Annotated in this window: 25 protein-coding genes, 2 pseudogenes and 1 riboswitch; of the genes and pseudogenes, 7 read left to right on the top strand and 20 right to left on the bottom strand. The window is 42.5% G+C overall.

Annotation, left to right across the window (positions count from 1 at the left end):
• Positions 1 to 142 precede the first annotated feature (142 nt).
• From ABHN01_RS14320 to yutH, 3 genes and pseudogenes are all read right to left on the bottom strand, one after another.
• A pseudogene (locus ABHN01_RS14320) lies at positions 143 to 924 on the bottom strand (SDR family oxidoreductase).
• Between the two features lie 21 nt (positions 925 to 945).
• Entirely contained in the window at positions 946 to 1,917 is a 972-nt protein-coding gene (locus ABHN01_RS14315) for a 2-hydroxyacid dehydrogenase (RefSeq protein ID WP_429876110.1), read from the bottom strand.
• Positions 1,918 to 2,034: 117 nt separating this feature from the next.
• Positions 2,035 to 3,063 carry a spore coat putative kinase YutH gene (yutH, locus tag ABHN01_RS14310; RefSeq protein ID WP_290398472.1) on the bottom strand — a complete coding sequence of 343 codons (1,029 nt, stop codon included), beginning with the start codon at positions 3,061 to 3,063 and terminating at the stop codon, positions 2,035 to 2,037.
• Positions 3,064 to 3,204: 141 nt separating this feature from the next.
• Here yutH and ABHN01_RS14305 point away from each other — a divergent pair, with 141 nt between their 5' ends.
• Complete coding sequence (locus ABHN01_RS14305) at positions 3,205 to 3,702, top strand: phosphatidylglycerophosphatase A family protein (RefSeq protein WP_290398471.1); 498 nt, start codon at positions 3,205 to 3,207, stop codon at positions 3,700 to 3,702.
• 102 nt (positions 3,703 to 3,804) lie between these two features.
• Here the strand turns inward: ABHN01_RS14305 and ABHN01_RS14300 are convergent, their stop codons facing one another.
• The 5 genes from ABHN01_RS14300 to ABHN01_RS14280 form a co-directional block, all read right to left on the bottom strand.
• The gene (locus ABHN01_RS14300) at positions 3,805 to 4,575 is read right to left on the bottom strand and encodes a TIGR01457 family HAD-type hydrolase (RefSeq protein WP_429876109.1); all 771 of its coding nucleotides are present in this window, start codon (positions 4,573 to 4,575) and stop codon (positions 3,805 to 3,807) included.
• A 137-nt stretch (positions 4,576 to 4,712) separates the two neighbouring features.
• Positions 4,713 to 4,892 (bottom strand): VOC family protein, encoded by a 180-nt coding sequence (locus tag ABHN01_RS14295; protein WP_429876108.1) that lies wholly within the window; start codon positions 4,890 to 4,892, stop codon positions 4,713 to 4,715.
• 266 nt (positions 4,893 to 5,158) lie between these two features.
• On the bottom strand, positions 5,159 to 6,463 hold the full coding sequence (locus ABHN01_RS14290) for a homocysteine synthase (protein WP_429876107.1): 1,305 nt from the start codon (positions 6,461 to 6,463) through the stop codon (positions 5,159 to 5,161).
• A gap of 112 nt (positions 6,464 to 6,575) precedes the next feature.
• A riboswitch (SAM riboswitch) is annotated at positions 6,576 to 6,681 on the bottom strand.
• A gap of 859 nt (positions 6,682 to 7,540) precedes the next feature.
• On the bottom strand, positions 7,541 to 8,182 hold the full coding sequence (locus tag ABHN01_RS14285; RefSeq protein WP_429876106.1) for a helix-turn-helix transcriptional regulator: 642 nt from the start codon (positions 8,180 to 8,182) through the stop codon (positions 7,541 to 7,543).
• An 88-nt stretch (positions 8,183 to 8,270) separates the two neighbouring features.
• Positions 8,271 to 8,723 (bottom strand): DUF86 domain-containing protein, encoded by a 453-nt coding sequence (locus ABHN01_RS14280; RefSeq protein ID WP_429876105.1) that lies wholly within the window; start codon positions 8,721 to 8,723, stop codon positions 8,271 to 8,273.
• A 156-nt stretch (positions 8,724 to 8,879) separates the two neighbouring features.
• On the opposite strand from ABHN01_RS14280, the gene ABHN01_RS14275 reads away from it, so the two are divergent.
• Positions 8,880 to 9,149, top strand: coding sequence for a DUF3055 domain-containing protein (locus tag ABHN01_RS14275; protein WP_290398466.1), 270 nt, complete (start codon positions 8,880 to 8,882; stop codon positions 9,147 to 9,149).
• Between the two features lie 93 nt (positions 9,150 to 9,242).
• Positions 9,243 to 9,533 (top strand): hypothetical protein, encoded by a 291-nt coding sequence (locus tag ABHN01_RS14270; protein WP_429876104.1) that lies wholly within the window; start codon positions 9,243 to 9,245, stop codon positions 9,531 to 9,533.
• A gap of 23 nt (positions 9,534 to 9,556) precedes the next feature.
• Here ABHN01_RS14270 and ABHN01_RS14265 read toward each other — a convergent pair whose 3' ends face one another.
• The gene (locus tag ABHN01_RS14265) at positions 9,557 to 9,832 is read right to left on the bottom strand and encodes a YutD family protein (protein ID WP_290398464.1); all 276 of its coding nucleotides are present in this window, start codon (positions 9,830 to 9,832) and stop codon (positions 9,557 to 9,559) included.
• Positions 9,833 to 9,941: 109 nt separating this feature from the next.
• Here ABHN01_RS14265 and ABHN01_RS14260 point away from each other — a divergent pair, with 109 nt between their 5' ends.
• A complete protein-coding gene (locus tag ABHN01_RS14260) occupies positions 9,942 to 10,583 on the top strand; it encodes a YhcN/YlaJ family sporulation lipoprotein (protein WP_429876103.1) in 642 nt (213 codons plus the stop codon).
• 53 nt (positions 10,584 to 10,636) lie between these two features.
• Here the strand turns inward: ABHN01_RS14260 and lipA are convergent, their stop codons facing one another.
• Positions 10,637 to 11,530: a lipoyl synthase gene (lipA, locus tag ABHN01_RS14255; RefSeq protein ID WP_429876102.1), complete on the bottom strand. Its 894-nt coding sequence runs from the start codon at positions 11,528 to 11,530 to the stop codon at positions 10,637 to 10,639.
• Between the two features lie 190 nt (positions 11,531 to 11,720).
• Between lipA and ABHN01_RS14250 the strand changes: the two genes are divergently transcribed.
• Positions 11,721 to 12,722: a M23 family metallopeptidase gene (locus ABHN01_RS14250; RefSeq protein ID WP_429876101.1), complete on the top strand. Its 1,002-nt coding sequence runs from the start codon at positions 11,721 to 11,723 to the stop codon at positions 12,720 to 12,722.
• A 49-nt stretch (positions 12,723 to 12,771) separates the two neighbouring features.
• Here ABHN01_RS14250 and ABHN01_RS14245 read toward each other — a convergent pair whose 3' ends face one another.
• A complete protein-coding gene (locus tag ABHN01_RS14245) occupies positions 12,772 to 13,248 on the bottom strand; it encodes a dihydrofolate reductase (protein ID WP_429876100.1) in 477 nt (158 codons plus the stop codon).
• Positions 13,245 to 14,039: a thymidylate synthase gene (locus tag ABHN01_RS14240; RefSeq protein ID WP_429876099.1), complete on the bottom strand. Its 795-nt coding sequence runs from the start codon at positions 14,037 to 14,039 to the stop codon at positions 13,245 to 13,247. Before ABHN01_RS14240 ends, ABHN01_RS14245 begins: the two co-directional genes overlap by 4 nt.
• A gap of 193 nt (positions 14,040 to 14,232) precedes the next feature.
• Between ABHN01_RS14240 and ABHN01_RS14235 the strand changes: the two genes are divergently transcribed.
• Entirely contained in the window at positions 14,233 to 14,415 is a 183-nt protein-coding gene (locus ABHN01_RS14235) for a hypothetical protein (protein WP_429876098.1), read from the top strand.
• 33 nt (positions 14,416 to 14,448) lie between these two features.
• Here ABHN01_RS14235 and ABHN01_RS14230 read toward each other — a convergent pair whose 3' ends face one another.
• The 5 genes and pseudogenes from ABHN01_RS14230 to ABHN01_RS14210 all read right to left on the bottom strand — a co-directional run.
• Positions 14,449 to 14,751 (bottom strand): YunC family protein, encoded by a 303-nt coding sequence (locus ABHN01_RS14230; protein ID WP_290398457.1) that lies wholly within the window; start codon positions 14,749 to 14,751, stop codon positions 14,449 to 14,451.
• Positions 14,752 to 14,807: 56 nt separating this feature from the next.
• On the bottom strand, positions 14,808 to 16,205 hold the full coding sequence (locus ABHN01_RS14225; RefSeq protein WP_429876097.1) for a bifunctional metallophosphatase/5'-nucleotidase: 1,398 nt from the start codon (positions 16,203 to 16,205) through the stop codon (positions 14,808 to 14,810).
• Positions 16,206 to 16,273: 68 nt separating this feature from the next.
• Positions 16,274 to 17,119: a DUF72 domain-containing protein gene (locus ABHN01_RS14220; protein WP_429876096.1), complete on the bottom strand. Its 846-nt coding sequence runs from the start codon at positions 17,117 to 17,119 to the stop codon at positions 16,274 to 16,276.
• A gap of 300 nt (positions 17,120 to 17,419) precedes the next feature.
• A complete protein-coding gene (locus tag ABHN01_RS14215) occupies positions 17,420 to 18,514 on the bottom strand; it encodes a hypothetical protein (protein WP_429876095.1) in 1,095 nt (364 codons plus the stop codon).
• A gap of 195 nt (positions 18,515 to 18,709) precedes the next feature.
• Positions 18,710 to 18,961 (bottom strand): annotated as a pseudogene (locus tag ABHN01_RS14210) (NADPH-dependent FMN reductase); the annotation flags it as partial.
• A gap of 422 nt (positions 18,962 to 19,383) precedes the next feature.
• Here ABHN01_RS14210 and ABHN01_RS14205 point away from each other — a divergent pair.
• Positions 19,384 to 19,791 carry a DUF1259 domain-containing protein gene (locus tag ABHN01_RS14205; protein ID WP_429876094.1) on the top strand — a complete coding sequence of 136 codons (408 nt, stop codon included), beginning with the start codon at positions 19,384 to 19,386 and terminating at the stop codon, positions 19,789 to 19,791.
• Positions 19,792 to 19,961: 170 nt separating this feature from the next.
• Here the strand turns inward: ABHN01_RS14205 and ABHN01_RS14200 are convergent, their stop codons facing one another.
• The 3 genes from ABHN01_RS14200 to ABHN01_RS14190 all read right to left on the bottom strand — a co-directional run bounded on the left by ABHN01_RS14200 (position 19,962) and on the right by ABHN01_RS14190 (position 22,543).
• Positions 19,962 to 21,041 carry a sensor histidine kinase gene (locus tag ABHN01_RS14200; RefSeq protein WP_429876093.1) on the bottom strand — a complete coding sequence of 360 codons (1,080 nt, stop codon included), beginning with the start codon at positions 21,039 to 21,041 and terminating at the stop codon, positions 19,962 to 19,964.
• Entirely contained in the window at positions 21,031 to 21,729 is a 699-nt protein-coding gene (locus ABHN01_RS14195) for a response regulator transcription factor (protein ID WP_429876092.1), read from the bottom strand. The genes ABHN01_RS14200 and ABHN01_RS14195 overlap by 11 nt, the downstream gene beginning before the upstream one ends.
• 253 nt (positions 21,730 to 21,982) lie before the next feature.
• Complete coding sequence (locus ABHN01_RS14190) at positions 21,983 to 22,543, bottom strand: YdhK family protein (RefSeq protein ID WP_429876091.1); 561 nt, start codon at positions 22,541 to 22,543, stop codon at positions 21,983 to 21,985.
• Positions 22,544 to 23,031 lie beyond the last annotated feature (488 nt).

Genomic DNA, 23,031 nt, shown 5'->3' with positions numbered 1-23,031 from the left:
TACATATGTTTATATATTAAGGACAATTGTAGACCCTATTTCCATTTGAGACAACCGGGAGTTTTGTAAAGATTTTGATAGCGCTTTCATTTTTGGATATAAAAAGCCTCTTTTATCATTAAAAGAGACCCTCCGATATTTTTCATCCTCTCTTGAAACCGCCCTCGGAATGAAGGATCTGCCCTGTAATCCAGCCGCTTTGATCACTGGCAAGAAATCGGACCAGCCTGGCTGCATCATCAGGCATTCCAACTCTTCCTGAAGGAAAACGGAGAGCAAGCTGCTGATGGATTTCATCGTCCATCCATCCTGTATCTGTCGGCCCAGGATTGACGGCGTTCACAGTAATCCCTTTATCTGCCACCTCTTCACTAAGAGTAACAGTCAGTGCATCAATCGCCCCTTTAGTAGTCGCATAGGCAATTTCACCGTCATCGGACCTTTCGATTGGCCGGACGTCATGTTGATGATCCTTCCACCGTACTCTCCCTTCCAGCGGCGGACATATTCCACACAAAGCATAGCCGTTGCCCGAACATTAATTTGATAATGCTTGTCCAAATGTTCTGCGGTCAACGTCTCAATCGTATCATTCACCGAATAACAAGCATTGTTCACAAGGATAGATGGTGATCCCACGGCTCCTTCAGCTTCATCAAATAGCCGTGCATAGGAGTCGGCGTCCGCCAGGTTTAATTCCATCTTGCCGGCGGCAGCAGCCCCATATTCCTTTAACTCCTTTAAGAGGGTTTCGGGATCGCGTTCTTTTTTTCCCCATGGCATTCCCTCATCATAGCTGGACCAGTACGTAAAAAAGACGGAGGCACCCCCTTCTGCAAGTGTCCTGCAGAAAGCTGCACCCAGCCCTTCCAGCCGGCTTACACCTGTAACTATTGCAACTTTACCTGACAATTCTCTATTCATCGACATTACCCTCATTCCTATTCATCGCTCATTAACAGCAGCAGGAGGCTTTAATCCCTGTAATACATGAGCGATGTTCTTCACCGCCAGTCTTGCCATCATAAGACGAGTCTCAATGCTTGCGCTTCCAATATGGGGAAGCGCTGTCAAGTTGGCATGGCGTAAAAGCGGGTGATCTGACGGGATGGGTTCTTCCCGAAACACATCCAGACCCGCCCCTCTGATCCAGCCTTGTGTCAAAGCCTTGTCCAACGCCGTTTCATCCACAACACCGCCACGGGAAACATTAATAAACATCACCGTGTCTTTCATCATTTTAAAAGCCTTTTCATTGAACAGGCCTTTTGTATCCGGAGTTAGAGGTGTTAAACAAACAATATAGTCCGATTCTTTCAGCAATTCCTCAAACGTTCGATAGAATAGCCGTCCATGCTTCTCTTCAGCCTCTGGCTTACGCCGGCGGTTATGATAAAGCACATTCATTTCGAAACCTGCTGCCCGTTTGGCAACCGCTTCGCCAATTCGGCCCATACCTACAATCCCCAATGTTTTATGATGGATATCTGTACCGGCAAGAAGAAGAGGGCTCCAGCTGTTCCATTTTCCATCTTTAACATATTCTGCTGCTTCAGTTATTCTCCTCCCGGCTGCCATCAATAAAGCAAATGCCAGATCTGCCGTAGTATCTGTAAGCACATCCGGAGTGTTGCAGACTGTAACCCCGCATTTCGAAGCAGCATCAACATCGATATTGTCGAATCCAACCGCTAGATTAGCCACTACCTTTAATTGCCGTGCCTGAAGCAATAGCTCTTCATCAACTTTGTCTGAGAGCATCGTCAGCAAGCCTGCCGCTTTCTCGGCTTTTTCCATTAGAATTTGGCGAGGCACCGGCTTATCCTCTTCCTGCCACATTTCTACCTTAGCGATTTTTTTTAGCTCGGCAAGTGTTTCTTCCGGCAGTTTTCTTGTTATGTATACATAAGGCTTCATGACACCACTCCAAACTTTTTATTTTATTTTCTCACGTTTGCCTAACCCGTTCAATTGTGTTAATGCCGGACAGGCGTGGAGCTGGAAATGAAAAAAAGCGCTTCACGAAGAGCGCTTTTACGTACTGGGGAGAAGCCAGTCAACGATTGGAATCTGAAGGCGGTCAGCAGGCAAGCCAATCAATGGAAAAAATGATCTCAGGAAATTCTCGTTCTGCTCTTCCCGCAGCAGATACTCTGTAAATCGATGCAGTGACAGCTCCTTGCCGATTTCCCGTTCATCCTTATAATGTTTCTCAATCAAATCATAATACCATACCGGAAATAAAAGACGGCCGTACAGGAGCCTCCATCCTTCTCTTTTTAAAGGGTTTACTTTCTCGTAATCATCAAGGAAAGATGTGACGCTCTCCGGTGTAAAGTTTTTTTGGTAGACGCAGGACCTGATCCATTCTGCAATATCGCGTACAGGATGATCCAATACCCAGCTCGTTGGAAGCTTTACATAATCCTCTTCAAACTGAAGCCATGAGTTTTCCTGAAAGCGTTCGTGGCATATGGATGGGCCGGCCTCATCCTTCATGGAGTCTTCAATGTTGTAATCGATCATATATTGAATGGCATTTTCTGAAAGGCCTTCATAATAGGGAAACGTAGTCAAGAACAATTGATCAAATTCTGTTTTAACCGGCTTCACAAAAACTTCCCTGTACCACTCTTTGGCCTGATCCACCCTGTTCATCCACAGGACAGCCCAGCTTCCATACAATAAACTGTCCGATGGGGCCGGCGGAGGAGGAAGCTCCCTTCCGTTCTTATGAAAGGCGGCAAGTTCTTCGCCCAGCTGCCGTTTTTCAGAGGCCGTGCGCTCTGATTTTTCAATTTTAAATAAGAGGATGGCCTCCCCCTCAATATTGGCATTGGGCAGGTTCGTCATTGTAGGAAAAAGATCCGCAATCCCTGTCTCCCCCTTGTATCTTAAGTAATCGCTGAAATAAACAATCTCTTCAATCCGGTCAATCGTAATCTTTTTCTGCGGCACAACCAAATATTGTTCTCCTCCAGAAACAAAATAACGATATCCGCTGATGTTTCTCTTGTCTTCACAATACAATTGGTAATGATGATAAATATCCCTCTCGAACATAGCCTCACCCCAACTCCTTCAATAATTATAGTCTATGACCCAACACCTATGATGGTTATTAAATTTTGGGTGGACTCATAAGTTAGGTCTGGACACATATACTATAAAAAGCTTAACGTCGTGAAAGATAAGGAGAACTATATGAGAGAGAAAAAGGTAGAGAATGTTGAGGAAACAGCTATGCGCCTTCTAAATGAACGGGGCGTAACTTTAAAGGATATCGCGGAACTTGTTTATTTTCTTCAGGTGCCTTACCATCCTGACCTTGATTTATCTGTCTGCCTCCAAAATGTGGAACGGGTCGTAGCAAAGCGTGAGGTGCAAAATGCCATATTGACCGGGGTTCAGCTTGACATACTCGCCGAGAAAAAGGTGCTGGAAGGCCCTCTTCAGGAAATCCTGGAACGAGATGAGAGTTTGTATGGCATTGATGAAATTATTGCACTTTCCATCGTTAACATATACGGATCCATCGGTTTTACAAACTACGGATTCATTGATAAACAAAAACCGGGAATCCTTGAAAAATTGAACGATAAGTCCACAGGAAAAGTAAACACGTTCCTGGATGATATCGTCGGTGCGATTGCCGCTGCGGCATCCAGCCGTCTTGCCCACCGTGCAGCCAATACTGAATGAGGCCCCGGGTTTGAAGCATCTTAATGATGAAAACGGGCTTTATGGAAAAGGAACTGCCCCCTATTGTCAGACATGCTCACAATGAGGGGGGCAGTGTTCCTTTTATTCAAATGCTTTCCATTCATCCAATCCATTCACCGTATAGGTCGGTTGAACATCAACTTGGCCAAGATGCTCTTTCTGGGTGACTCCAGTGTGAACAAGAAGTGTATCGAGGCCGGAACGTATTCCAGCTAAAATATCAGTATCATAATTGTCGCCGATCATCAGGGTATCTTCCTTCGCTGTGCCAAGCTCTTCGAGTGCCATCTCCATAATAATCGCTTCCGGCTTACCAATAAAGGTTGGTTGTACCCGTGTGGAAACAGCCACTACAGAAGTCAGCGAGCCGTTTCCAGGCAGCAGGCCTCTTTCAGTAGGCAGAGCAATATCTCCGTTCGTGGAAATAAACCTCGCCCCATTCCTTACTGCAAGACACGCGATCGTTAATTTTTCATAGTTGATCGAACGGTCGATTCCCATGACGACAAAATCAGGCTGCTCCTCAGTAAGGATGAAGCCTTTTTCCAATAATGCCTGCCGGATTCCTTCTTCTCCGATGCAATACACAGTTGCGTCACGTTTGATTTTTTCAATATAGTTGGCAGTAGCCATGCTTGTCGTGTACACATGATCTGAAGTGGCCGGAATTTCAAAGTTGTGCAGAACAGAAGCCACGTCTTCCTTCGTTTTTGATGAGTTATTCGTCACAAAAAGATACGGAAGGCCTCTCCTGTTAAGTTCCTGAACGAATTGCACCGCCTCTTCAATCCGTTCCTTTCCTCTGTACATCGTTCCATCCAGATCAATTAAATAACCTTTATAAGTTTTCATTCCACAAACTCCTTTTTTCATTCACAGGTTAGTGTACCAAAAATGGGGCCATCCTAACAAAAATTTAAATTGCTTGTCTCTCTGTTCACTTTGCTTTTTGGTCCAGATAAAAACCAGGAGGGGGTTCCTCCTGGTTTTTAATCCGGTGCTCCTGGCTGAAAATATTCAATTCTCTCACGGTCAGGACCATAGAAGAAAATATACTGTGAACCATCCGGCAACGATGTCACCTGATCTTGGGCAAACCGGACACTTTGTTTCTTCAGCTCCATTATCTCTTTCGGGAGATCATCTACAGTAAACGCCACATGATTCACTTTTCCTTCTTCAGCCAGCTGTCTGTCATGCCTGCCACCAGCTCCAGCAGAATCTCCCCTTCCAGATTCAAGAATACAAGCTCGTTTGCCGGATTGCTGTGGTTCATTCGTTTAATCACATCCAAGTAAAGGAAATCGATTCTTCCACGTTTTCAACCATTATTCCTATATGCTCAAGCTTCCTTACAGCCATTCCTATCATCCCTTCCTAAAAGGCACAAACTTGTCCCTAGGTATAGTAGAAAGGGAATGGATTGCATAGCCCGTTACTGGCCGCTTGGAACCGGACTGATCACCGCAAGTGCCTGCTCCAGATCATAGATGATATCATCGATCGTTTCAATGCCGATCGATAGCCGTACCATCTCAGGCGATACTCCAGCTCTGCGCTGCTCTTCTTCGGTGAGCTGCTGATGTGTAGTGCTTGCCGGATGGATAATCAATGACTTAGAATCCCCGACGTTTGCCAAGTGAGAAAATAGCTTGACACTTTCAATGAGCTTTCTTCCTTCTTCTACTCCGCCCTTTACACCAAACGTGAGAATCGCTCCAGATCCTTTAGGCAGGTACTTTTGCGCTAGCTCATGGTACTCATTGTCTTCCAGTCCCGGATAGTTCACCCAGTCCACAGCAGGGTGTTCTTTTAAGTATTTTGCCACCTTCAGTGCATTTTCACTGTGACGTTCAACACGCAGCGCAAGTGTTTCAAGCCCTTGAATAAAGAGGAACGAGTTAAACGGCGAAACGCAAGATCCGAGATCCCTGAGCAATTGGACACGAGCTTTGATAATATAGGCAAGCGGTCCGACTGCTTCTGTATAAACGACGCCATTATAGCTTTCATCCGGCTCCGTAAGTCCGGGAAATTTTCCGTTCGTCCAGTCAAACTTACCGGAATCTATGATTAATCCGCCAATGGATGTTCCATGTCCGCCAATGAATTTGGTAGCAGAGTGAACGACGATGTCGGCTCCATGCTCGATTGGACGGCAAAGGTAAGGTGTGGCAAACGTATTGTCCACGATAAGCGGAACCCCTGCTTCATGCGCAATTTCTGCAATGGCTGAGATATCTGCCACATCAATTTTCGGATTCCCGATCGTCTCGATGTAAACGGCTTTTGTCTTTTCAGTAATAGCATCTCGGAAAGACTGAAGGTTATCTACTTCAGCAAATTTAAAGTTGACGCCGAGCTTCGGCAGTGTGTTGGCAAACAGGTTATATGTTCCCCCATATAAAGAACCGGAAGCTACAATTTCGTCCCCTGCTCCCGCTATATTTAAAATCGAATAGGTAATCGCCGCCTGGCCGGATGACACCGCCAGTGCACCGACGCCGCCTTCAAGCTTTGCAATCGTCTGTTCAAACGCGTCCTGTGTCGGGTTCATGATTCGGCTGTAGATGTTCCCGAACTCTTTTAAACCAAAAAGGTTGGCTGCGTGCTCGGTACTATTGAATTGATAAGACGTTGTCTGGTAAATAGGAACGGCCCTTGCACCTGTTGTCGGATCTACCTTTTGTCCCTCGTGCAATGAAACCGTCTCAAAACCATATTCTCTTTCTTCACTCATGTTCAATCTCTCCTTTTAAAATGTAGTTGTTAGACAGCGGCAAGGATCTGAGTAAATGTTAGCCATAAAAAAGACCTCTTCTAAAAGAAGAGGTCGCAGTTTTCACCGTCGGCTCTCATCTTTCAGAACATTTGCGTGTTCTGCTGAAATTAGCACCATGCATTTCTGCTGGTTGCCGGGTATCATCGGGTCAGTCCCTCCACCTCTCTGGATAAGATACATCTGAATATTAAGTTAGTTTGAATAATACTGAACTTTAAGATGCAAGTCAACCTTTTTCTAAAACTTTTTAAAATCATACCGGAAGGGTAATACAGCTGAGAAACGAAAAATGATGATATGTCATTTAGATAGAGTATTGGTCGCTGTTTTTTTGGGTGATGTTTATGCAGTGGCAGACTCGCCAGTTGGGTGCCTGATGAGTGAGGGCTGCTTGCTTGATTATCCTGAAAAAAATGAATGCAACGAATCCTGTCGGATGGTATCGTGTATAAACGTTTTGAACATAAATGGGCAGTTTTTGAACATAATTCCGATCTTCTGTACATAAAGTCGCAATTTTTGGACATACATCCGTACATTTGAACATAAATTCTGTGGTGGAGCTATTTTGCGAGTAAATATGCCACTTTTTCAAACCAATTAAGGCGGAAATATCCCTCTCGATGTAAATTAACTCAAAATCATTCGTATTTTGCCGGAAAAGCCTCAGTTGCTGCCCTTTTGTATCGTTTTCCTCTAAAAGGATCAGGCAGAGAGAGGATCGCCTGATCTTTTTATTATCGAAATGGCCACTTTTATTATCGAACGAAGCTTTTGTCTTATTCCAATCAGCCCAAACCACACAGCGCTGGGCAAAAGCGGCCGATCCTGCCGGAGACAGTATACTTTTGAGTATCTACTCAGTTCCGTTCAATAGGGAGGCTCTATGGCAGTTTCAGGCCTTACTGGTGGAACCGATGTGCACATAACTTCCTGAAGTCTTTAGAACAACAACAGAAGGCCAGAATGAAGGGCGGATGAATTTTAAAAATCCAATAAAAAATAAACCCTATTGGCCGATCAGCCAGTAGGGTTTTAAGCGTTCTTCTCTTCGGAAATCAAATATTTGCAATACGAGCCGCCTTTTGCAAGGCATTCAGTGCGTTCCACATGGTCTGTACCAAGCATTCTCTGGAACAAAGAAAGCTCACATGAACAGGCATGCTGATATTCGTTTGCCACTTTTGCGATCGGGCAATTAAATTCTTTTAATTCATATTGGCCGTTGTCTGTTTTTTCCCATTCGACCATATAGCCGGCTTCATTTTGAATATCGGCTAGTTCAGCCACTTTTTGCTCGAAGCTTTTGTTCTCCATCCGTTTCTTATACTTTTCATTTAAGCGGTTTTCACGGCGGACAAAAAGTTCCTGCACAGCTTTTTCACCGGCAATCTCCTGAATGTCTCTCATAAACTCAACGGTCAGTCCGGAATAATTGCGTGGAAATTGTTCGTCCGCAGTTTCGGAAAGCTGATACACATTCAGCGGCCGTCCCATTGCCTGGCGGACCAGGGTGGATTCAACGAGTCTGTCTCTCTCTAATGTATTTAAGTGGCGCCTTACAGCCATCTCTGTAATGCCAAGACGGCCGGCCATTTCAGTAACCGTTAACTTTCTATAGCGCTTAAGCATATGAATGATTTCTGAACGGGTAGAGGTGTTGTTAGCCATAGCCATAAATCATCACCTTCCTTACCATTATCTTACAGCATTTGCTAGCAAAAGTACATTCTAAACAAAAATGTTTAGAAATACAATTGCTCTGTTAGTTCTGCTGATCGTCGGGGAGGAAAGCAGAAACAGGTCCCAGTTCTTGTTCAATGTAACGCCTTACATCTGAAGGAAAGCTTTCGATCGATCCTGCATTTTCTATAAGAACTTCAGATATTTCTTTGTGGCTGACACTCGCGAATTGCTGAACAAGCATTTTTCGCAATGCTATCACCTTTTTTAATCGTTCAGCATTTTCTGCACTGATGACTTTTTCGTCTTCAAGGATGTCCAATATGTCTTCATAACTGCCTGGGTCTCTCATAATAAAACCGTCAATCATCGAATTGCCTACATCAATCATGCTTTCAATGATTACATGTGCTGCCCGCTCAAGTGCCAGTTTTTCAGCATCACTTTCCTTCCCGGCCAGTTTTTTTGCCTGTTCAAGCAGAAATTCCAGATATTCCAAGTGGTGTTCAATCTTTTTTCTGTCAACGAAATACATAGGTCTCACCCTGCCTTGTCATTTTGCATAGTCCTTTTTAGTTTATCACAAAAAGTAAAGGGAACAACGAAAGCACCGGCCTATTTTCTTCTAAAGAGTTGTCTGCTATCATGAAAAAGTAAAAGGGAAAAGCCCTTGCGGCAAGGAGGACTGAATGTGGCAGAAGAACGCTTTTTTCTATATGACGATACGGAAAAATCTGAGACGCGTTTCGTAAGTTTTATGGGAACGAATACCCGATTTGACCTCGCCATCGTTAAAACAGGAAGGCATTACGGAAAAAGCCTGATACTTGATCTGCAGGGAAGCCGTTTTTCCATCATAGGAGAAGATGACCTTGCGGAAGAGGGCTACTTGGAGCATGTTTTTCAGCTTAGTGAGGAAGACGCACAGGAGCTTCGGGAGTTCCTTTACGAAACCTTATAATGAGCGGAAAAATTACCCACACAAAAAAAGCCGAACCCTGGGCAGTTTAAAAAAAGGATAGAGTATCTTCTATCCTTCACCTGCCTGAAGGGAATGGTTACTTTGTATAACAAGGATAAAGAAACGTATACAGATTTCTCCAATGTGGAAACCGGAAGGCGCTATGTCCTGCCTGAGGACTTTCCTGAAGGGCCCTACGGATCACCGATCAATGCGAAGCTCGGCAAATCCACTCCCTGGAAAGAAAATCAGCGGTATTACAGTGCCTTTAATTATGAGTATAAAAATCTTCATGCCGGAATGGAACGCCAATATCCCGGTGCTCATACTACGCATGACGATCCAGGAGAAGATTCAGAAGAACCTTACCAAAACTTTAAATAAGGCAGGCTGATAGCCCCCGATCATCAGGGGGTTATTTTCTTCAGCACAAAATAAGGGCAGCCGAAGTTACAATACTCATAAATGTATTCAGGAAGGGTGCTGATCTTCGTATCATACGTCGCTTTATCATGCCCATCTTCAAAAAACCCACGCAGCCTGAGCTGTTCATAGCCAATATCGCCGACAAGATAATCATACTTATGTAAAATTTCGCTGTACCTTGACTTCAGCTGTTCCTCGTCAAAGGCCTCTTTATTATTTTCTATTAGTTCGTAGCAATGCTCACCAATACAAATCATGAACTCACCTCACCTATATATTTTACCATGTCCCTTAAAAATACAGCCAACAATTTCTTTGTAAAAAGTTTTTTATTGTGGTCAACCTAAGGATAAGGAGGTGAATCACATGAATAAAAGATTTACTGCATTGATGATCTTAACCTTTGCCCTGTTTACCGCTGCGTGCTCGGATGACGACACGAGAAAAGAAACGACAAGCGGCTATAAATTTTCGAACACCAGCTACAAAAATTATAAAAACGAAAATAACACCATGGGAACCGACAGAAGATATGGGGATTTCGGCTTTGTACGCCATGAATTCAAGGGAGAGAACAGAAAACCTCTTACTTCCAATCAAATACCAAAAATGGATCGCCAAAAGCTGGCTGACATGATCACTGACATGGCCGTGCGCCTTCCAAACATTAAAGACATGGCAGTTCTTGTTACAGATGAAGAGGTACTTATGGCTTATGAAACAACCAGCAAAAATCGCATCGCGATGGCAGATAGCGTAAAGAGAACCGCTTTTTCCGTTGTTCCGCGCTATTATCATGTTTACGTTTCCGATAAAAAAGGAATGATCGGCAAACTCGAACAGTATCGTTCCGTCAACTATGATACAGAAAATGCTGAGGGAATTATCGACCGCTTAATCGCACAGATGAAAAAATCTCCGCAAGGGTACAAAGTCAGCGATGGAGAAAACCAGAACGGAGAGATGAAAGGCGAAATGCACAGCAAGATGAATAACATGAAAAGATAAATATAAAACATATTCCGCAAAACAAAAAAAGCCGGATTTCCGGCTTTTTCTTATTAGTTGCTCTGAACGGCTTTGTTGGCAGCGTTCACTTGTTCATCTGCATGGTAAGAAGAACGGACAAGCGGGCCTGCTTCACAATGCTTAAATCCTTTGCTGAGCGCGATTTTGCGAAGCTCTGCAAATTCGTCTGGATGGTAATATTTTTGAACTTTTAAATGTTTTTTCGTCGGCTGAAGGTATTGCCCTACAGTCACAATATCAACGTTGTTCGCACGAAGATCATCAAACGTTTCAATAATTTCTTCCCAAGTTTCCCCAAGGCCGATCATGATGCTTGATTTTGTAGGAATATTTTCGTTCATTTCTTTTGCACGGCGCAGGAACTCAAGCGTGCGCTCGTACGTGGCGCGCGCTCTGACTCTTGGAGTCAAGCGTCTTACCGTCTCAATATTATGGTTCATGATGTCTGGTTTGGCATCCATTAGTACGGCAAGGTTTTCCTGAACTCCCATCATATCGGATGGCAGAACTTCAATGGAACAGAATGGATTGCGTCTTCGAATCGCTCTAACCGTTTCCGCGAAAACAGCGGCGCCTCCATCTTTTAAATCGTCTCGGGCAACAGCGGTAATCACCACGTGCTTTAATCCCATCTGTTCAACGGATTCCGCTACGCGTTCCGGCTCCTGAAGGTCCAGTTCTGTCGGCAATCCCGTCTTAACTGCACAAAAACGGCAGGCACGGGTACAAACATCACCAAGAATCATGAAGGTTGCCGTTTTTCTTACTGCCCAGCACTCGTGGATGTTCGGGCAGCGCGCTTCTTCACAAACGGTATGTAGTTTCTTCTCGCGCATCATTTTTTTGAGGCCTTTATAGTTATCGTTTGTGTTCAGCTTTATTTTTAGCCATTCCGGTTTACGGATGTGCTCTTCCTTCTTAGCCAAAATCCTCACTCCAATTCATCGTCCTGCACATAAAAACAGTGTGCTTTTAAAAGTAGAGATACATTAGAAACTTTAACATAACTGGCGAGAAAACTCCAATCCATGATATTTCCATCATTTATATAATATGAAATTTCTTTTACCAACCAAACTAAGGATATGATGCAGAAAAGGAGTGGAGATGCTCACCATGAAAACTTGGCTAAGACTTTTTTTGTTTGCTTCCTTGATCGGATTCATTTTACCAGAGCAGGAAGCCTTGGCAGCACGAACCTATAACCAAGAAGATGTTCAGAGACTGGCATTATATAAAAAGATGGAAACGGTAACGCACATTCCCTGGTATTACTATGCAGGTGTCGACCAATATGAACGGAGTGTACGCCGTGCCAGAAAAGACCTGCCTAAAGCTTCGGGATTAGTCGGCATTTATTTCTCGCCTATTCAATGGTCCGGCCCGTTAAATCCGAACATGGATGACAAAAGCCCGGATTCGATTCGAATCTTTGGCGGTGCCGGCATGGATGGAAATAATGATGGATTTGCCGACCGAAATAATGACGAAGACTTGCTGTACACGTTTTCTAACATTATCCAAAAGTATGGGTTCGATGAAGAAAATTTTAGGATCGGGCTTTGGGAGTTCTACAGAAGGGATAAGGCCGTAAGTATCATAATGGAGAATGCTGAAATCTATAAAGCCTATGGCACAGTTGCGCTTAATAAGCATGCCTTTGTCGTGCCTCTCCGATCCAATTACAGCTTTAGAAATACATGGGGGGACCGCAGGGGATATGGCGGCCTGCGCATTCATGAAGGAACCGATATTTTTGCAGACTATGGTGTCCCTGTAAAAGCAACATCTTACGGAATCATCGAAATAAAGGGCTGGAACCGATTTGGCGGCTGGCGGATCGGGATTCGTGACATCAATAATGTTTATCACTATTTTGCACATCTGTCCAGTTTCAATAAATCCATTGAAAAAGGATCGATCGTAGAGCCTGGTATGGTTGTCGGTTATGTAGGAAGCTCTGGGTATGGCCCACCCGGCACTTCAGGCAAATTCCCTCCCCACTTGCATTATGGCATGTATAGAGACAACGGGTATACCGAATGGGCCTTTGATCCCTATCCCTACTTGCGTGCATGGGAAAGGCAGGAGCGGACAGCCTCGCGGTTGCGTCGTTAAGAAAAAAACCACCCGCTGTTCACAGGCGGGTGGCTTTTGTTTGAAAAGGTTAAATTTTTTCCATCACAAGAAAATCGTGTGAGTACTTATTTTTCCCATCTACAATGCCGGGTGTTTCAGAAACCAGCTTCCATTCAGATTCATCGATTTCCGGGAAATACGTATCACCTTGAAAGCTTTCGTTGATTTTGGTGATGTACATTCGCTGGACATAAGGCATGAACAATGAAAAAACTTCGGCTCCGCCAATTACACATACTTCTTCTTCCTTCCGCTCCAATGCTTGCTGTACCGAGTGAATGATCGTACATCCTTCTGCCTGAAATGATTCATTTCTTGTCAAAATGATATTCTCACGCCCGGGAAGGGGTTTGCCGATGGAGTCGAAAGTTTTGCGGCCCATTACGATCGGCTTGCCCATCGTTACTTTCTTAAAATACTGCAGATCTGCTGGAAGATGCCAGGGAAGTTCGTTGCGGTTTCCGATCAGCCCGTTCTCATCCATAGCAAATACAAAGGAAATCATACGGACACCTCACCTTTAATCCGTGGATGATGCTCGTAATTCAAAAGCTCAAAATCCTCAAATTTGAAATCAAAAATAGAAGTGACTTCTGGATTTATTTTCATCACAGGCAGAGGTTTAGGCTCTCTGGTAAGCTGCAGCTTCACCTGATCCAAATGGTTTAAATAAATATGCGCGTCACCGACCGTATGTATAAATTCACTCGGCTTCAAGCCGCATACTTGAGCAATCATCATCGTTAACAGCGCATAAGAGGCGATATTAAAAGGCACGCCAAGAAACAGATCTGCAGAACGCTGATAAAGCTGGCAGGATAATTTTCCGTCAGCAACATAAAATTGAAAAAGGGTATGGCATGGCGGAAGGGCCATTTTTGGAACATCAGAAGGATTCCATGCTGAAACTAAGAGCCTTCTGGAATCCGGGTTATGCTTGATATCATGGATCAGGTTGGAGATCTGATCGATCGTCTCACCGTTTGGCGTCTGCCATGAACGCCATTGATGGCCGTAGACAGGACCTAAATCCCCGTTTTCGTCAGCCCATTGATCCCATATTGAAACTCCGTTCTGTTGAAGATAGGCAATATTCGTATCACCTTTTAAAAACCAAAGAAGCTCATGTATGATGGACCGTAAATGAAGTTTTTTAGTGGTAACTACCGGAAATCCCTCTTGGAGGTCGTATCTCATCTGCCTTCCAAAAACAGATATGGTCCCTGTTCCCGTACGGTCTTCTTTCCTTGTTCCATTCTCCAGCGTGTCTTGCAGTAGATTCAAATATTGTTTCATTTCACCGGGGCACCTCACTTTACATTATTACTATCCTATATCCTACCTTAAAAGAGTCTCTCTTGCATCGTTTTCAAGATAAAATCATTTGTCTCAATTTAATTACAAAATTAAAAATTATATCCATTTTCTTCACATCATTGTTATACTGAATATAAAGTTAACTCGGGATTGAAATACAGGGGGGATGACCTTGGATTTCAAAAGGCTAATACAGTGGATGTATTACTTGCAGGTTGCCTTTTTTGTAAGCGGAATCTATCTTCTATTGGTATACATCCTGACCAGCAATTCAAAGCGTATACAAGTCATGAGCGGAGTGCTTTGTTTTAACCTCATCTCCCTTAAGGTGATGAGAGACCGAAGCAAAATCTAAAAACTGTACCCAGAAATGGAGTACAGTTTTTCTTTATACCATTTTCAGCAAAGCATCCCTACCGGCCATTCCAACTTCAATGCCAATGGCATAAGCTTCAGTTGTAATGGATTCGAGCGGCGCGTTGATCAACTGATCGATGGTGCGCACACCTACGGCTCTTCCGGCAATGATCTTACGGTCTGAGAGCTTTTCGTTCAAGAGGGCGACGTCCAATGCCCCGCACATGATATACCCTTTGTCATTATAAACAGCTAGCAGGCTTGTTTTCGGCAGCTGGACGGTAACCGCGGTAAATGGATGTCCGTCAATGATTACCGGGTTTAATTCAATCATGTTCTACACCCCTTTCCTCCTATATTGTATGTACCAAAGGAGAAAGAGTGCGTCCACTACTGCCCAATCCCTGTCCTCAGTTTCCATTCAAGGAGATCCCGAAGTGTTTCAGGCAGCATAAACCTTTTTGTTTTATTTCTGGCAATTTCGGGGTAAAATTTCCCGAATGTAAACATATCAATAACGGTGACTTTGTAAACTTGTTCATCCTTAACAGGTTCACCATTCATCCAAATCCTTCTGAGATGAACCTGCTGGTCATCAAGTATCGTTTCTTCTACTCTGATCCCTGAAAACGCCATACGGCCCATGACCTTCCCTCTAAAGCCGAATCCTCTCACTTCCTTGTGGATCATCTCTAAGCTTAAACCCGCTTGGACGATCTCCTTGATCTCATCTCCGGTCAAATCGACGATGCATGGATTAATGGGATGTGGACAAATGCGATGGAGGTCTCCTTTTGTGACACGACCAGCAGGCAGACTCTCTAAAATAATTCCGGAATTAACCATCGAATAAGAGGTCTTGGACCATTCTTTCAGCGCATCCGCCATCAGCTGGGCAAAAGGGGATGGTTCGTACCATGAGATATGAAGGGGTTCCTGCAAAATGGCAACTTCCGTTTCCAGCACCTTCTCTCCTCTTTGCTTGAGTTCTAGAAGAAGCTCAGCTCCTCCACTGTCTTCTGCTTTGTCAGACAGATCGATAAGCCCCGCACGCTTTGATGTGATTTTTTTAGTTGCCGGCTCATACTCAATGGTGATTTCACCGAGATATACGCCAAATTTTCCGGTTTGTGCGACCAGTGTTCCATTTATCATTTTTCCTTCTGGAAGCACATGGTGGGTATGGGCACCAAGAATGAGGTCAATTCCTTTGATTTCCTGAGCCATCCTCTCATCAAAGTTTAAGCCCAGGTGGGATAAAACAACGACAAGATCACAATTTTTTCTCAATTCAGCAATAATTTCAGGGAGATATTTGAATGGATCCTCTACCTGCCAGCCTAATGAATGATAAAAGGCCTGAAAAGCTACAGTGACTCCAGCAACCCCGATCCGAAGCCCATCACCTGTCGTGAACACCTCAGTAACTTTTGCCCAATGAGGGCGTTCTCCATTTTCATCAAAAAGGTTAGCCGCCAGTATCGGGAAATCTGCTTGAGTATAAAGAGCGTTCAGTTCTTCTTTTGTAAGTGTAATGCCTTCATTATTGCCAATGGTAACTGCATCTGCACCAGCTTGATTAAGAAGGAGCGTATTTCCTTGTCCTAATGTCCCTTCTGTCAGTGGATTGGCACGGTCCATAAAATCTCCGCAATCAAAATAAAATAGAGAATGCCCCTTTGCAGAGGCCTCCCTACGTTCCGTGTGGATCTGTTTAACAATCCGCGGCCAAAACTCAAAATGGCTGTGTACATCATTGGTGTGATAAATTTTTAATGTATTTAACATAGTGCCCCCTGAACCATAAGAACCTGCCCTTAGCGCAGCAGGCCATTGTAAACTCTATTGCCTTTGTTTTAAAACAAATCAAGCTGTCTTGGAGACAGCCCCTCATAATTGAGGCCCAGCATATCAATAAACTGTCTCGCGTTATCTGCTGCATCCCCGCCAGAATTGTTGTTAAACAGCACGACAATCTCCTTCGTACGTTCTTTTAATGACTCCACATGCCTCTTCCATTCCGTCAATTCTTCCTTATTGTACCGATACAAATATCGAACTTCTCTCCAGTTCTCTTGTCCATGATTGTTCCATCCATGAACATTCCTTCCATGCAGCCGGATAATCGTCAGGTCCTTAGACGTCGGTTCAATTACGGAAGGAACGGAACCCTGACCCGCTTGAGGTTCATCACAAATCGTGTGGATCCAGCGTTCATCCCGCATAAATTCCAGGGTCCTTTCCCTCATCTCAGGCAAGAACCATGATTGATGGCGAAATTCGAGCGCAACCGGAATATCCTCCATCATTTCTCTCGTAAACCTTAGCATCTGCACACTTTCCTTATTGCATTCAAACCAAGGCGGATATTGAAAGAGTACAGCCTTCATCTTCCCGGCCTCGCGTACAGGCTGAATGGAGGCTTTAAATAAATCGAACATCTCTTTTGTGGATTCGAAAGGAATTTTCCCTCTGGAATGCCCGGTCATCCCTTGGTAGGCTTTTATGATAAAAGAAAAGCGGTCCGGGGTATCTTTGATCCATTTTTGGTAGTTCTTCAGCGGCTGGATGGCATAGAACGAGGAATCCACTTCGACCACTGGAAAAAACCCGCTGTACAGCTTTAATTTTTCAGTGGATTTCGTTCCTTCCGGATATAATGACTGGTGGTCCCCCCACCCCGTTACTCCAATCAGTATCATAGGCTTTCTTTCTCCTCATTATGAATGGTTATACTTTCTATTCCCCCAAAAATACATTATGTAAAAAAAGCGAACCCCGTATTGGCGTTCGCTTTTTGATTTGCTGATATAAACCGATAGAAGCTTCCATCGGATCGTAAGCGGCACGGAATTTATTCTAGAAGCAGTAGTTCCACCTCATATATTCCGAAATTCTGGCATATAATTTTTAATCTTCTTAGTCATTTATCTCAGAGTTTAAAACTTATGTCAAGTCGTACACGATCAACAAGCAGAGTTAAATATACGTTAGTTCTATTTTTACTTATACTGTTTCAAGATCTGTTTGATCTCCTTTTCCACTAAACCATAAAGATTAACAGATCTAGCAGAGTTCCTTATACTTTTAAGACCCTCCAACTGAACCATCATGTTTCTTGCTTCCGCCAAATAAGAGATGGCTTCCTTCATTTTGTCTTTATAAGGTTTAGTGGTTCTTTCGATTTCTGCGGCGAACGTTTCATCCGTACCAGGGGTAATACAAGCTTCGTACATATCTATGATCTCATCTGTTTCCCGATCAGGATCGTATTCATGAGGGGCTGTACTATCAAATATGGCGATGCCTTTTTCACGAAGAATGACCATGTCCAAACTGTTCGGATCAAATCCGCAGTGGTAGATCTCAACATCGTATCCCTTTTCTTCTCCAGCAGCTGCAATCCTCTTAAGCATTGTGGATTTCCCCGACCCCGCTCTGCCTTTAATAAAATAACGTTTCCCAATACTTTCTGTTAGATTTTGGACATAGTCAACCGCGCCATTTGGAGTTGCAGCACCAAGGAACCGATGTTTTACATTTGAAGTTTTTTCAGCTGTCTCCTCTCCATAGAAAAGATCAATCAGCTCATTTGTCAATTGGTCGGCTTTAGCAAAACTCATGTTAGCGATATAGATATCTTCAATGTCATCATGTGCTTTAAGTGATTCCGCAAATGTTGTATATGCTTTTTCAAATTTTGCACAGATGTCCATCTGAAGCTGATGGATTTCATCATTATTTTCAGAGGGATATTTAGCGGCCCATTCACTTTCAAGAATGGTTACTTGCAGATTTTCGCTTGCTATGTGCTTGCGAATATCAGGCACTGCATCATCAATGATTGCAACACCGGCATCGGGAACAATTAACCCTTCTGACCACTCATTATTAGATGCACAGTGCAAATATTCAATAGTATGGCCTTCAGCTCTTAAGGTTTCACCTATTGTATTCACGAAAGCAGATTTATCGGAACGTAACCCCCCTTGAAGTAAAAACACACGGTTTAAACCCCTTAATGCAGAGTCATATAGACTAACATATCCTTTAGCTGTGTTCCCACCTGCAAAATAATGAAGCGCATTTCCACGCATAGAATCACCCTTTCCCTTTTCTGCTAACATATGTTCACCATGAATAAGGGTGAATGCCTACCAATCAAAAGGTAAAAATCTTGCAGGAAATGGAAAAGGTTCTGCTAATGCTTGTTTTGAAGTGACTATAGAAAATAAAAAAAGCTGAAGATTACTCTGCAACTAAAAATTATACATGATCATAAATTTCTCATTTTATTTCAATTCTAAATTAGGAGTCTTATCCATCCATTGACGAAATTGCTGTAAATATCGCTGAAGATATCGTTGGGTTTTTTCATCACTAAGGCACTTGTGAAATCATCACTTTTTGAAATGGAAGAACATGTGCTTGAATGGCCTCAAGTGTTTGTCTGATTTGCATCTGTGAAAAAGCTTTTCCTAAACCTCCAGGGTTGCTCCGATCACACCTACTGGTTTTCTATGTAGTACTGAAGATTTTGGAGGTCCATACCCCTCTCCACTAATCTATCTGTTAGTTTATAGCCACAGAATTGTAAAAATAACCCGTTTTTAAAATGTCATCCTTGTGGAAAAGAATAGGATAAAGACTATGGGGTATATGATGTTCATGTTCATGGCGAACCAAATTAAAAAAGACAGCTTCCTGCTGTCTTTTTTTATGGACTGTTTTCGCCAAGTTTGTGCTTATCCAACAGCCAAATGATAACGGCGATATTGTTATGTACCCGTCCCCTATACGAAAGAATAACCCTGCAGAAAGGGGTAGTCAAAAGCAGATTTATTTAATCAATGGATTTTTCATTTTTTTGATTTGTCCAAACAATACACATTCCTTTTTCATAATGTGTGTATAGAGGGTCTAAAGTGAGACAAGCCTTCAAATTGAACAAGCAAGAGTGTTCGTATTGAATTGGAGCAATAAAAAAAGCCTCTGCCATGAATTCGCCCGAATACTAGGAGGGATGGGAAGTCTGGATGAAAATGGTGTTTGTTTGGTACAAAAATTTCGAAACCTTAATTTTACAATTTTAGGAAGAAAGACAAAGTCACCATTAGTTATTCCTCAATTTTTCTCGTTTGAAGATGTAGATAGTAAAGGACGAGCCTTAAACTTGGGGGAGACGGTCCTTTTGCAAGAGGAGATTAATCCTTTATTAACCGAACTTCGAAAACGGGATATTATTGTGACCGCCGTTCACAATCACTGGTTATTTGAAGAGCCTAGAGCCATGTATATGCATTTTGAATCAATTGATGAGCCATTGTCTTTTGCAAGAAAAGTAAGAGCGGCATTCAGGGTATTGCGAGGCTGAAAAAAACCAAGAGAGTTTACTCTCTCTTGGTTTTTTATGATACTGTAATATTCATCATTAACCCAAGGTACATGGCACAAATAAAGAACAAACCAAAAATTACAGCCACGATTGGCGTTACTTTTGTAATAAGCTAAACGAAGACCTCCACAAAGAATGAGTAGAAGCCTTTATTTATTTAAAGGTAAACGTATATACACTGTAGTTCCCTCCCCGAGGACACTGGTGATCCAGATTGTTCCTCCGTGAGCTTCAACTAGTTGTTTAGCAATGGTAAGTCCAATTCCGCTACCACCAAATTGTCTGTTCCTGGACTTTTCACTTCGATAAAAACGCTCAAATACTTTTTTTACATCTTCTTCGGGGATTCCGATTCCAGTATCTTTAATAGTGATGAAGACAGTATCAGGTTCTTTCTGGCTTGTAATGATTACATTACCACCTGATGGTGTAAACTTTAGTGCATTGGTCAATAGGTTAATAAATAGTTGTACCATTCGTTTTTTATCTAACCATAGATTGATACGAACTGAATCAGAGTATTTAACGTCGACTCCTTTTTGATCAAACGACTGCTTTAAGGTAGAAATACTCTGTAGGATCACCAGATCTAGCTCCTCTTGTTTCTTTTCTAAAATAAAGTCAGGAGCTTCAAAAGTGGTCAACTGCTCCAAATCCTGTACTAACAAAATAAGCCGCTCAATTTCTTCTCTAAAAGAATGCATTCGGTCAGGAGTAGCTTCAAAAATCCCATCTTCAATCGCCTCTAAATGACTTTTTAAAGTTGCCAAAGGTGTCCGCAGCTCATGAGCAATGTCGCTGGTCATGTTTTTTCTTACAGCTTCCTGATTTTTTAGCAGTGCAGCAAGTTCGTTTAAGGACTGTCCCAATTCATTCAATTCATCATTCCCCTGATTGTTTACTCTGACATCCAGATCTCCTTTTGCCATTTTTTCAGCTGCCATTCTCATCTGTATAAGAGGTCTGGACAATCTGTTGGCTACGATATAACTGAGGACACAAACTAAGACAAAGACGCCAAGAGATGTCCATAAGATGGAACCGATAACCGCTCGTTCAAAGTGGATGGTTAAAGGTGTTATGGCTCGAAACTCAGGTGCATCGATTTGAAACATTTTAAAATGGTGATGAACTTCCAACATAACAATGAGGCTCGAAATAAGAAGTATTGATGTGGCTGCAAGGATAAAAACGATCGTTAAACGAGCATGTAATCCCTTAATCTTCATAAGAACTCCCTTTGAACTTGTAGCCTAAACCAAACACAGTTTGAATGTACTGAGGCTGTTTAGGATTTTTCTCAATTTTATGCCGGAGGTTTTTGATATGCTGATCAATTGCTCGCGGATCCCCTTCGTAATTAAATCCTAAGACTTTTCCAACGAGCTCATGCCTTGAAAACGTCCGTTTAGGATGCCTCGCAAAAACCAAAAGGGTCTTATATTCTTTAGGGGTTAAGCTGACTTCTGTTCCGTTCAAAAAGACCTCATTGGAGGTTGAGTCAATTGTTAGCTCACCACCATTATAAGAAATACGATCGGCAAGAAGATCGTATTCATTTGCCCTCCTCAATATGGTTTTCACTCTCATCACAAGTTCCTTAGGACTAAATGGTTTGACCATATAATCATCTGCACCTAAGGATAGACCTTTGATTCGCTCTTGTTCCTTTACTTTTGCCGTTAACATTAAAATGGGAACTGATATTTCTTGCCTGATAATGTGACAAACGTCTTCACCAGTGATATCCGGCAACATTAGATCTAGAATGATAAAATCAATATGGCCTTTCCTTACTTGGTTTATGGCATCCTGTCCTGTTGAGGCTTCTATCGTTTGAAATCCATCGTTTCGTAAATAGGACGAGACAACTTCGAGAATCTTATCTTCGTCATCAACCACTAAAATTGTTTTCATTCTTTCCTCTCCCTGTAATACTTATTGACTATTATAGCGGAAGATATGGTTCATGCACTTTATAGCCTATTTATCGCCAGCAATGGAACAAAATAAAAAAACGTTGGAATAATAACCTCTAACAAGACGTTTAGGTTGGAGAGATATACATGAACCATGATGGACATAGGCATCATCAACATCACCGATTTTGAGCAAGAAGAACAATAAAACGAGAGCGTCACAATTTATAATGGATACGCTCTGATCCGATTTATTCAGGTTGAAATTCGCTTTCTGTTACCCATTTGTGATTTTTGACTTTTTCTCCGCCCGTCGTTGGAGTGTAGTCAACCATATAAACTGTGGTTTTTTCAGCTGATTCAATCACGGCCGAAGCTCCCTTCATGCCTTTCATATGGTCCGCATTTAGTGTGACTTTTTTTCCAGTTTTAAGGGACTTGTTTCCTGCATCCTTGATTTCCTCCTGAATCACCCACTTGTGATATTTAACAGGGTCACCGCCTGTTGTTGGTGTATAAGTAACCACATACGCAGTTGTATCGTAGGCACCCACAATTGTCGCTTTAGCCCCGTTCATACCTTCCATATGACTCGCTTTAATAATGGCCTGGCTTCCCACTTCATATTTTGGATTTTTTGCTTCTTTTAAACCTTTCGGAACTTCACCAGAACTGGAATGGTCCATCCCTTTATGATTCATTTGTTTTTTGTCATGTTCCTTACTGCCGTTACCATCGTTATTTGAGCATGCACCTAACGCAAGTGAAAGAGCAAGGATTGTTGATACAAATAAACCTTCTTTAGTCTTCATCTTTTATTTCCTCCTTTTTTTCGAATGGAAACAAAATAAAATAGGTATCTCCCCTACTTAGTTAAGTATAAATAAGAGTTGTGTAGAAGTTGTGTAGAAAGCTACTAAAATCATCTTTTACTTAAAAATTAATCCCTTTGTATATGGTCAACTTTATAATAAAACGAGTTATTTAAGTATTGTTTCAAAATATTAGTGACGTTTTGACGGGGTACTATGGAACGACCCCAAATTATCATTTATTTTGTTCCGAGGCTTTGACATTAAAAGAAAGGAGGAAGGAGCATATGATTTCACCTTAATCATTAGGGTCAAGACATGGCAAATCCCATCTCCACCTTATGCACTTGTTACTCTAACTATTGACTATTGGGAATAGCAGTATCAAAACATAAAGATATATTTCATTAGAATAAGCTGGCTAGTTAACAAAAAAATAGTTTTCGGAAACCTAAAAAACCGATCTACTGATGAACTGTAACCTGAAT

Source organism: Fictibacillus sp. NRS-1165, assembly GCF_050468105.1.
Classification (GTDB): Bacteria; Bacillota; Bacilli; order Bacillales; family Fictibacillaceae; genus Fictibacillus_C; species Fictibacillus_C terrinigri.
The sequence above is the reverse complement of the archived record's forward strand: the minus strand, read 5'-3'. Positions and strand labels throughout refer to the sequence as shown.

Excerpts from the sequence above, each read along its gene's own strand:
- ABHN01_RS14315 (WP_429876110.1), bottom strand. The coding sequence starts at position 1,917 with ATGAAGCCTTATGTATACATAACAAGAAAACTGCCGGAAGAAACACTT.
- yutH (WP_290398472.1), bottom strand. The coding sequence starts at position 3,063 with ATGTTCGAGAGGGATATTTATCATCATTACCAATTGTATTGTGAAGAC.
- ABHN01_RS14305 (WP_290398471.1), top strand. The coding sequence starts at position 3,205 with ATGAGAGAGAAAAAGGTAGAGAATGTTGAGGAAACAGCTATGCGCCTT.
- ABHN01_RS14300 (WP_429876109.1), bottom strand. The coding sequence starts at position 4,575 with ATGAAAACTTATAAAGGTTATTTAATTGATCTGGATGGAACGATGTAC.
- ABHN01_RS14290 (WP_429876107.1), bottom strand. The coding sequence starts at position 6,463 with ATGAGTGAAGAAAGAGAATATGGTTTTGAGACGGTTTCATTGCACGAG.
- ABHN01_RS14285 (WP_429876106.1), bottom strand. The coding sequence starts at position 8,182 with ATGGCTATGGCTAACAACACCTCTACCCGTTCAGAAATCATTCATATG.
- ABHN01_RS14280 (WP_429876105.1), bottom strand. The coding sequence starts at position 8,723 with ATGTATTTCGTTGACAGAAAAAAGATTGAACACCACTTGGAATATCTG.
- ABHN01_RS14270 (WP_429876104.1), top strand. The coding sequence starts at position 9,243 with ATGGTTACTTTGTATAACAAGGATAAAGAAACGTATACAGATTTCTCC.
- ABHN01_RS14265 (WP_290398464.1), bottom strand. The coding sequence starts at position 9,832 with ATGATTTGTATTGGTGAGCATTGCTACGAACTAATAGAAAATAATAAA.
- ABHN01_RS14260 (WP_429876103.1), top strand. The coding sequence starts at position 9,942 with ATGAATAAAAGATTTACTGCATTGATGATCTTAACCTTTGCCCTGTTT.
- ABHN01_RS14250 (WP_429876101.1), top strand. The coding sequence starts at position 11,721 with ATGAAAACTTGGCTAAGACTTTTTTTGTTTGCTTCCTTGATCGGATTC.
- ABHN01_RS14245 (WP_429876100.1), bottom strand. The coding sequence starts at position 13,248 with ATGATTTCCTTTGTATTTGCTATGGATGAGAACGGGCTGATCGGAAAC.
- ABHN01_RS14240 (WP_429876099.1), bottom strand. The coding sequence starts at position 14,039 with ATGAAACAATATTTGAATCTACTGCAAGACACGCTGGAGAATGGAACA.
- ABHN01_RS14230 (WP_290398457.1), bottom strand. The coding sequence starts at position 14,751 with ATGATTGAATTAAACCCGGTAATCATTGACGGACATCCATTTACCGCG.
- ABHN01_RS14225 (WP_429876097.1), bottom strand. The coding sequence starts at position 16,205 with ATGTTAAATACATTAAAAATTTATCACACCAATGATGTACACAGCCAT.
- ABHN01_RS14220 (WP_429876096.1), bottom strand. The coding sequence starts at position 17,119 with ATGATACTGATTGGAGTAACGGGGTGGGGGGACCACCAGTCATTATAT.
- ABHN01_RS14215 (WP_429876095.1), bottom strand. The coding sequence starts at position 18,514 with ATGCGTGGAAATGCGCTTCATTATTTTGCAGGTGGGAACACAGCTAAA.
- ABHN01_RS14200 (WP_429876093.1), bottom strand. The coding sequence starts at position 21,041 with ATGAAGATTAAGGGATTACATGCTCGTTTAACGATCGTTTTTATCCTT.
- ABHN01_RS14195 (WP_429876092.1), bottom strand. The coding sequence starts at position 21,729 with ATGAAAACAATTTTAGTGGTTGATGACGAAGATAAGATTCTCGAAGTT.
- ABHN01_RS14190 (WP_429876091.1), bottom strand. The coding sequence starts at position 22,543 with ATGAAGACTAAAGAAGGTTTATTTGTATCAACAATCCTTGCTCTTTCA.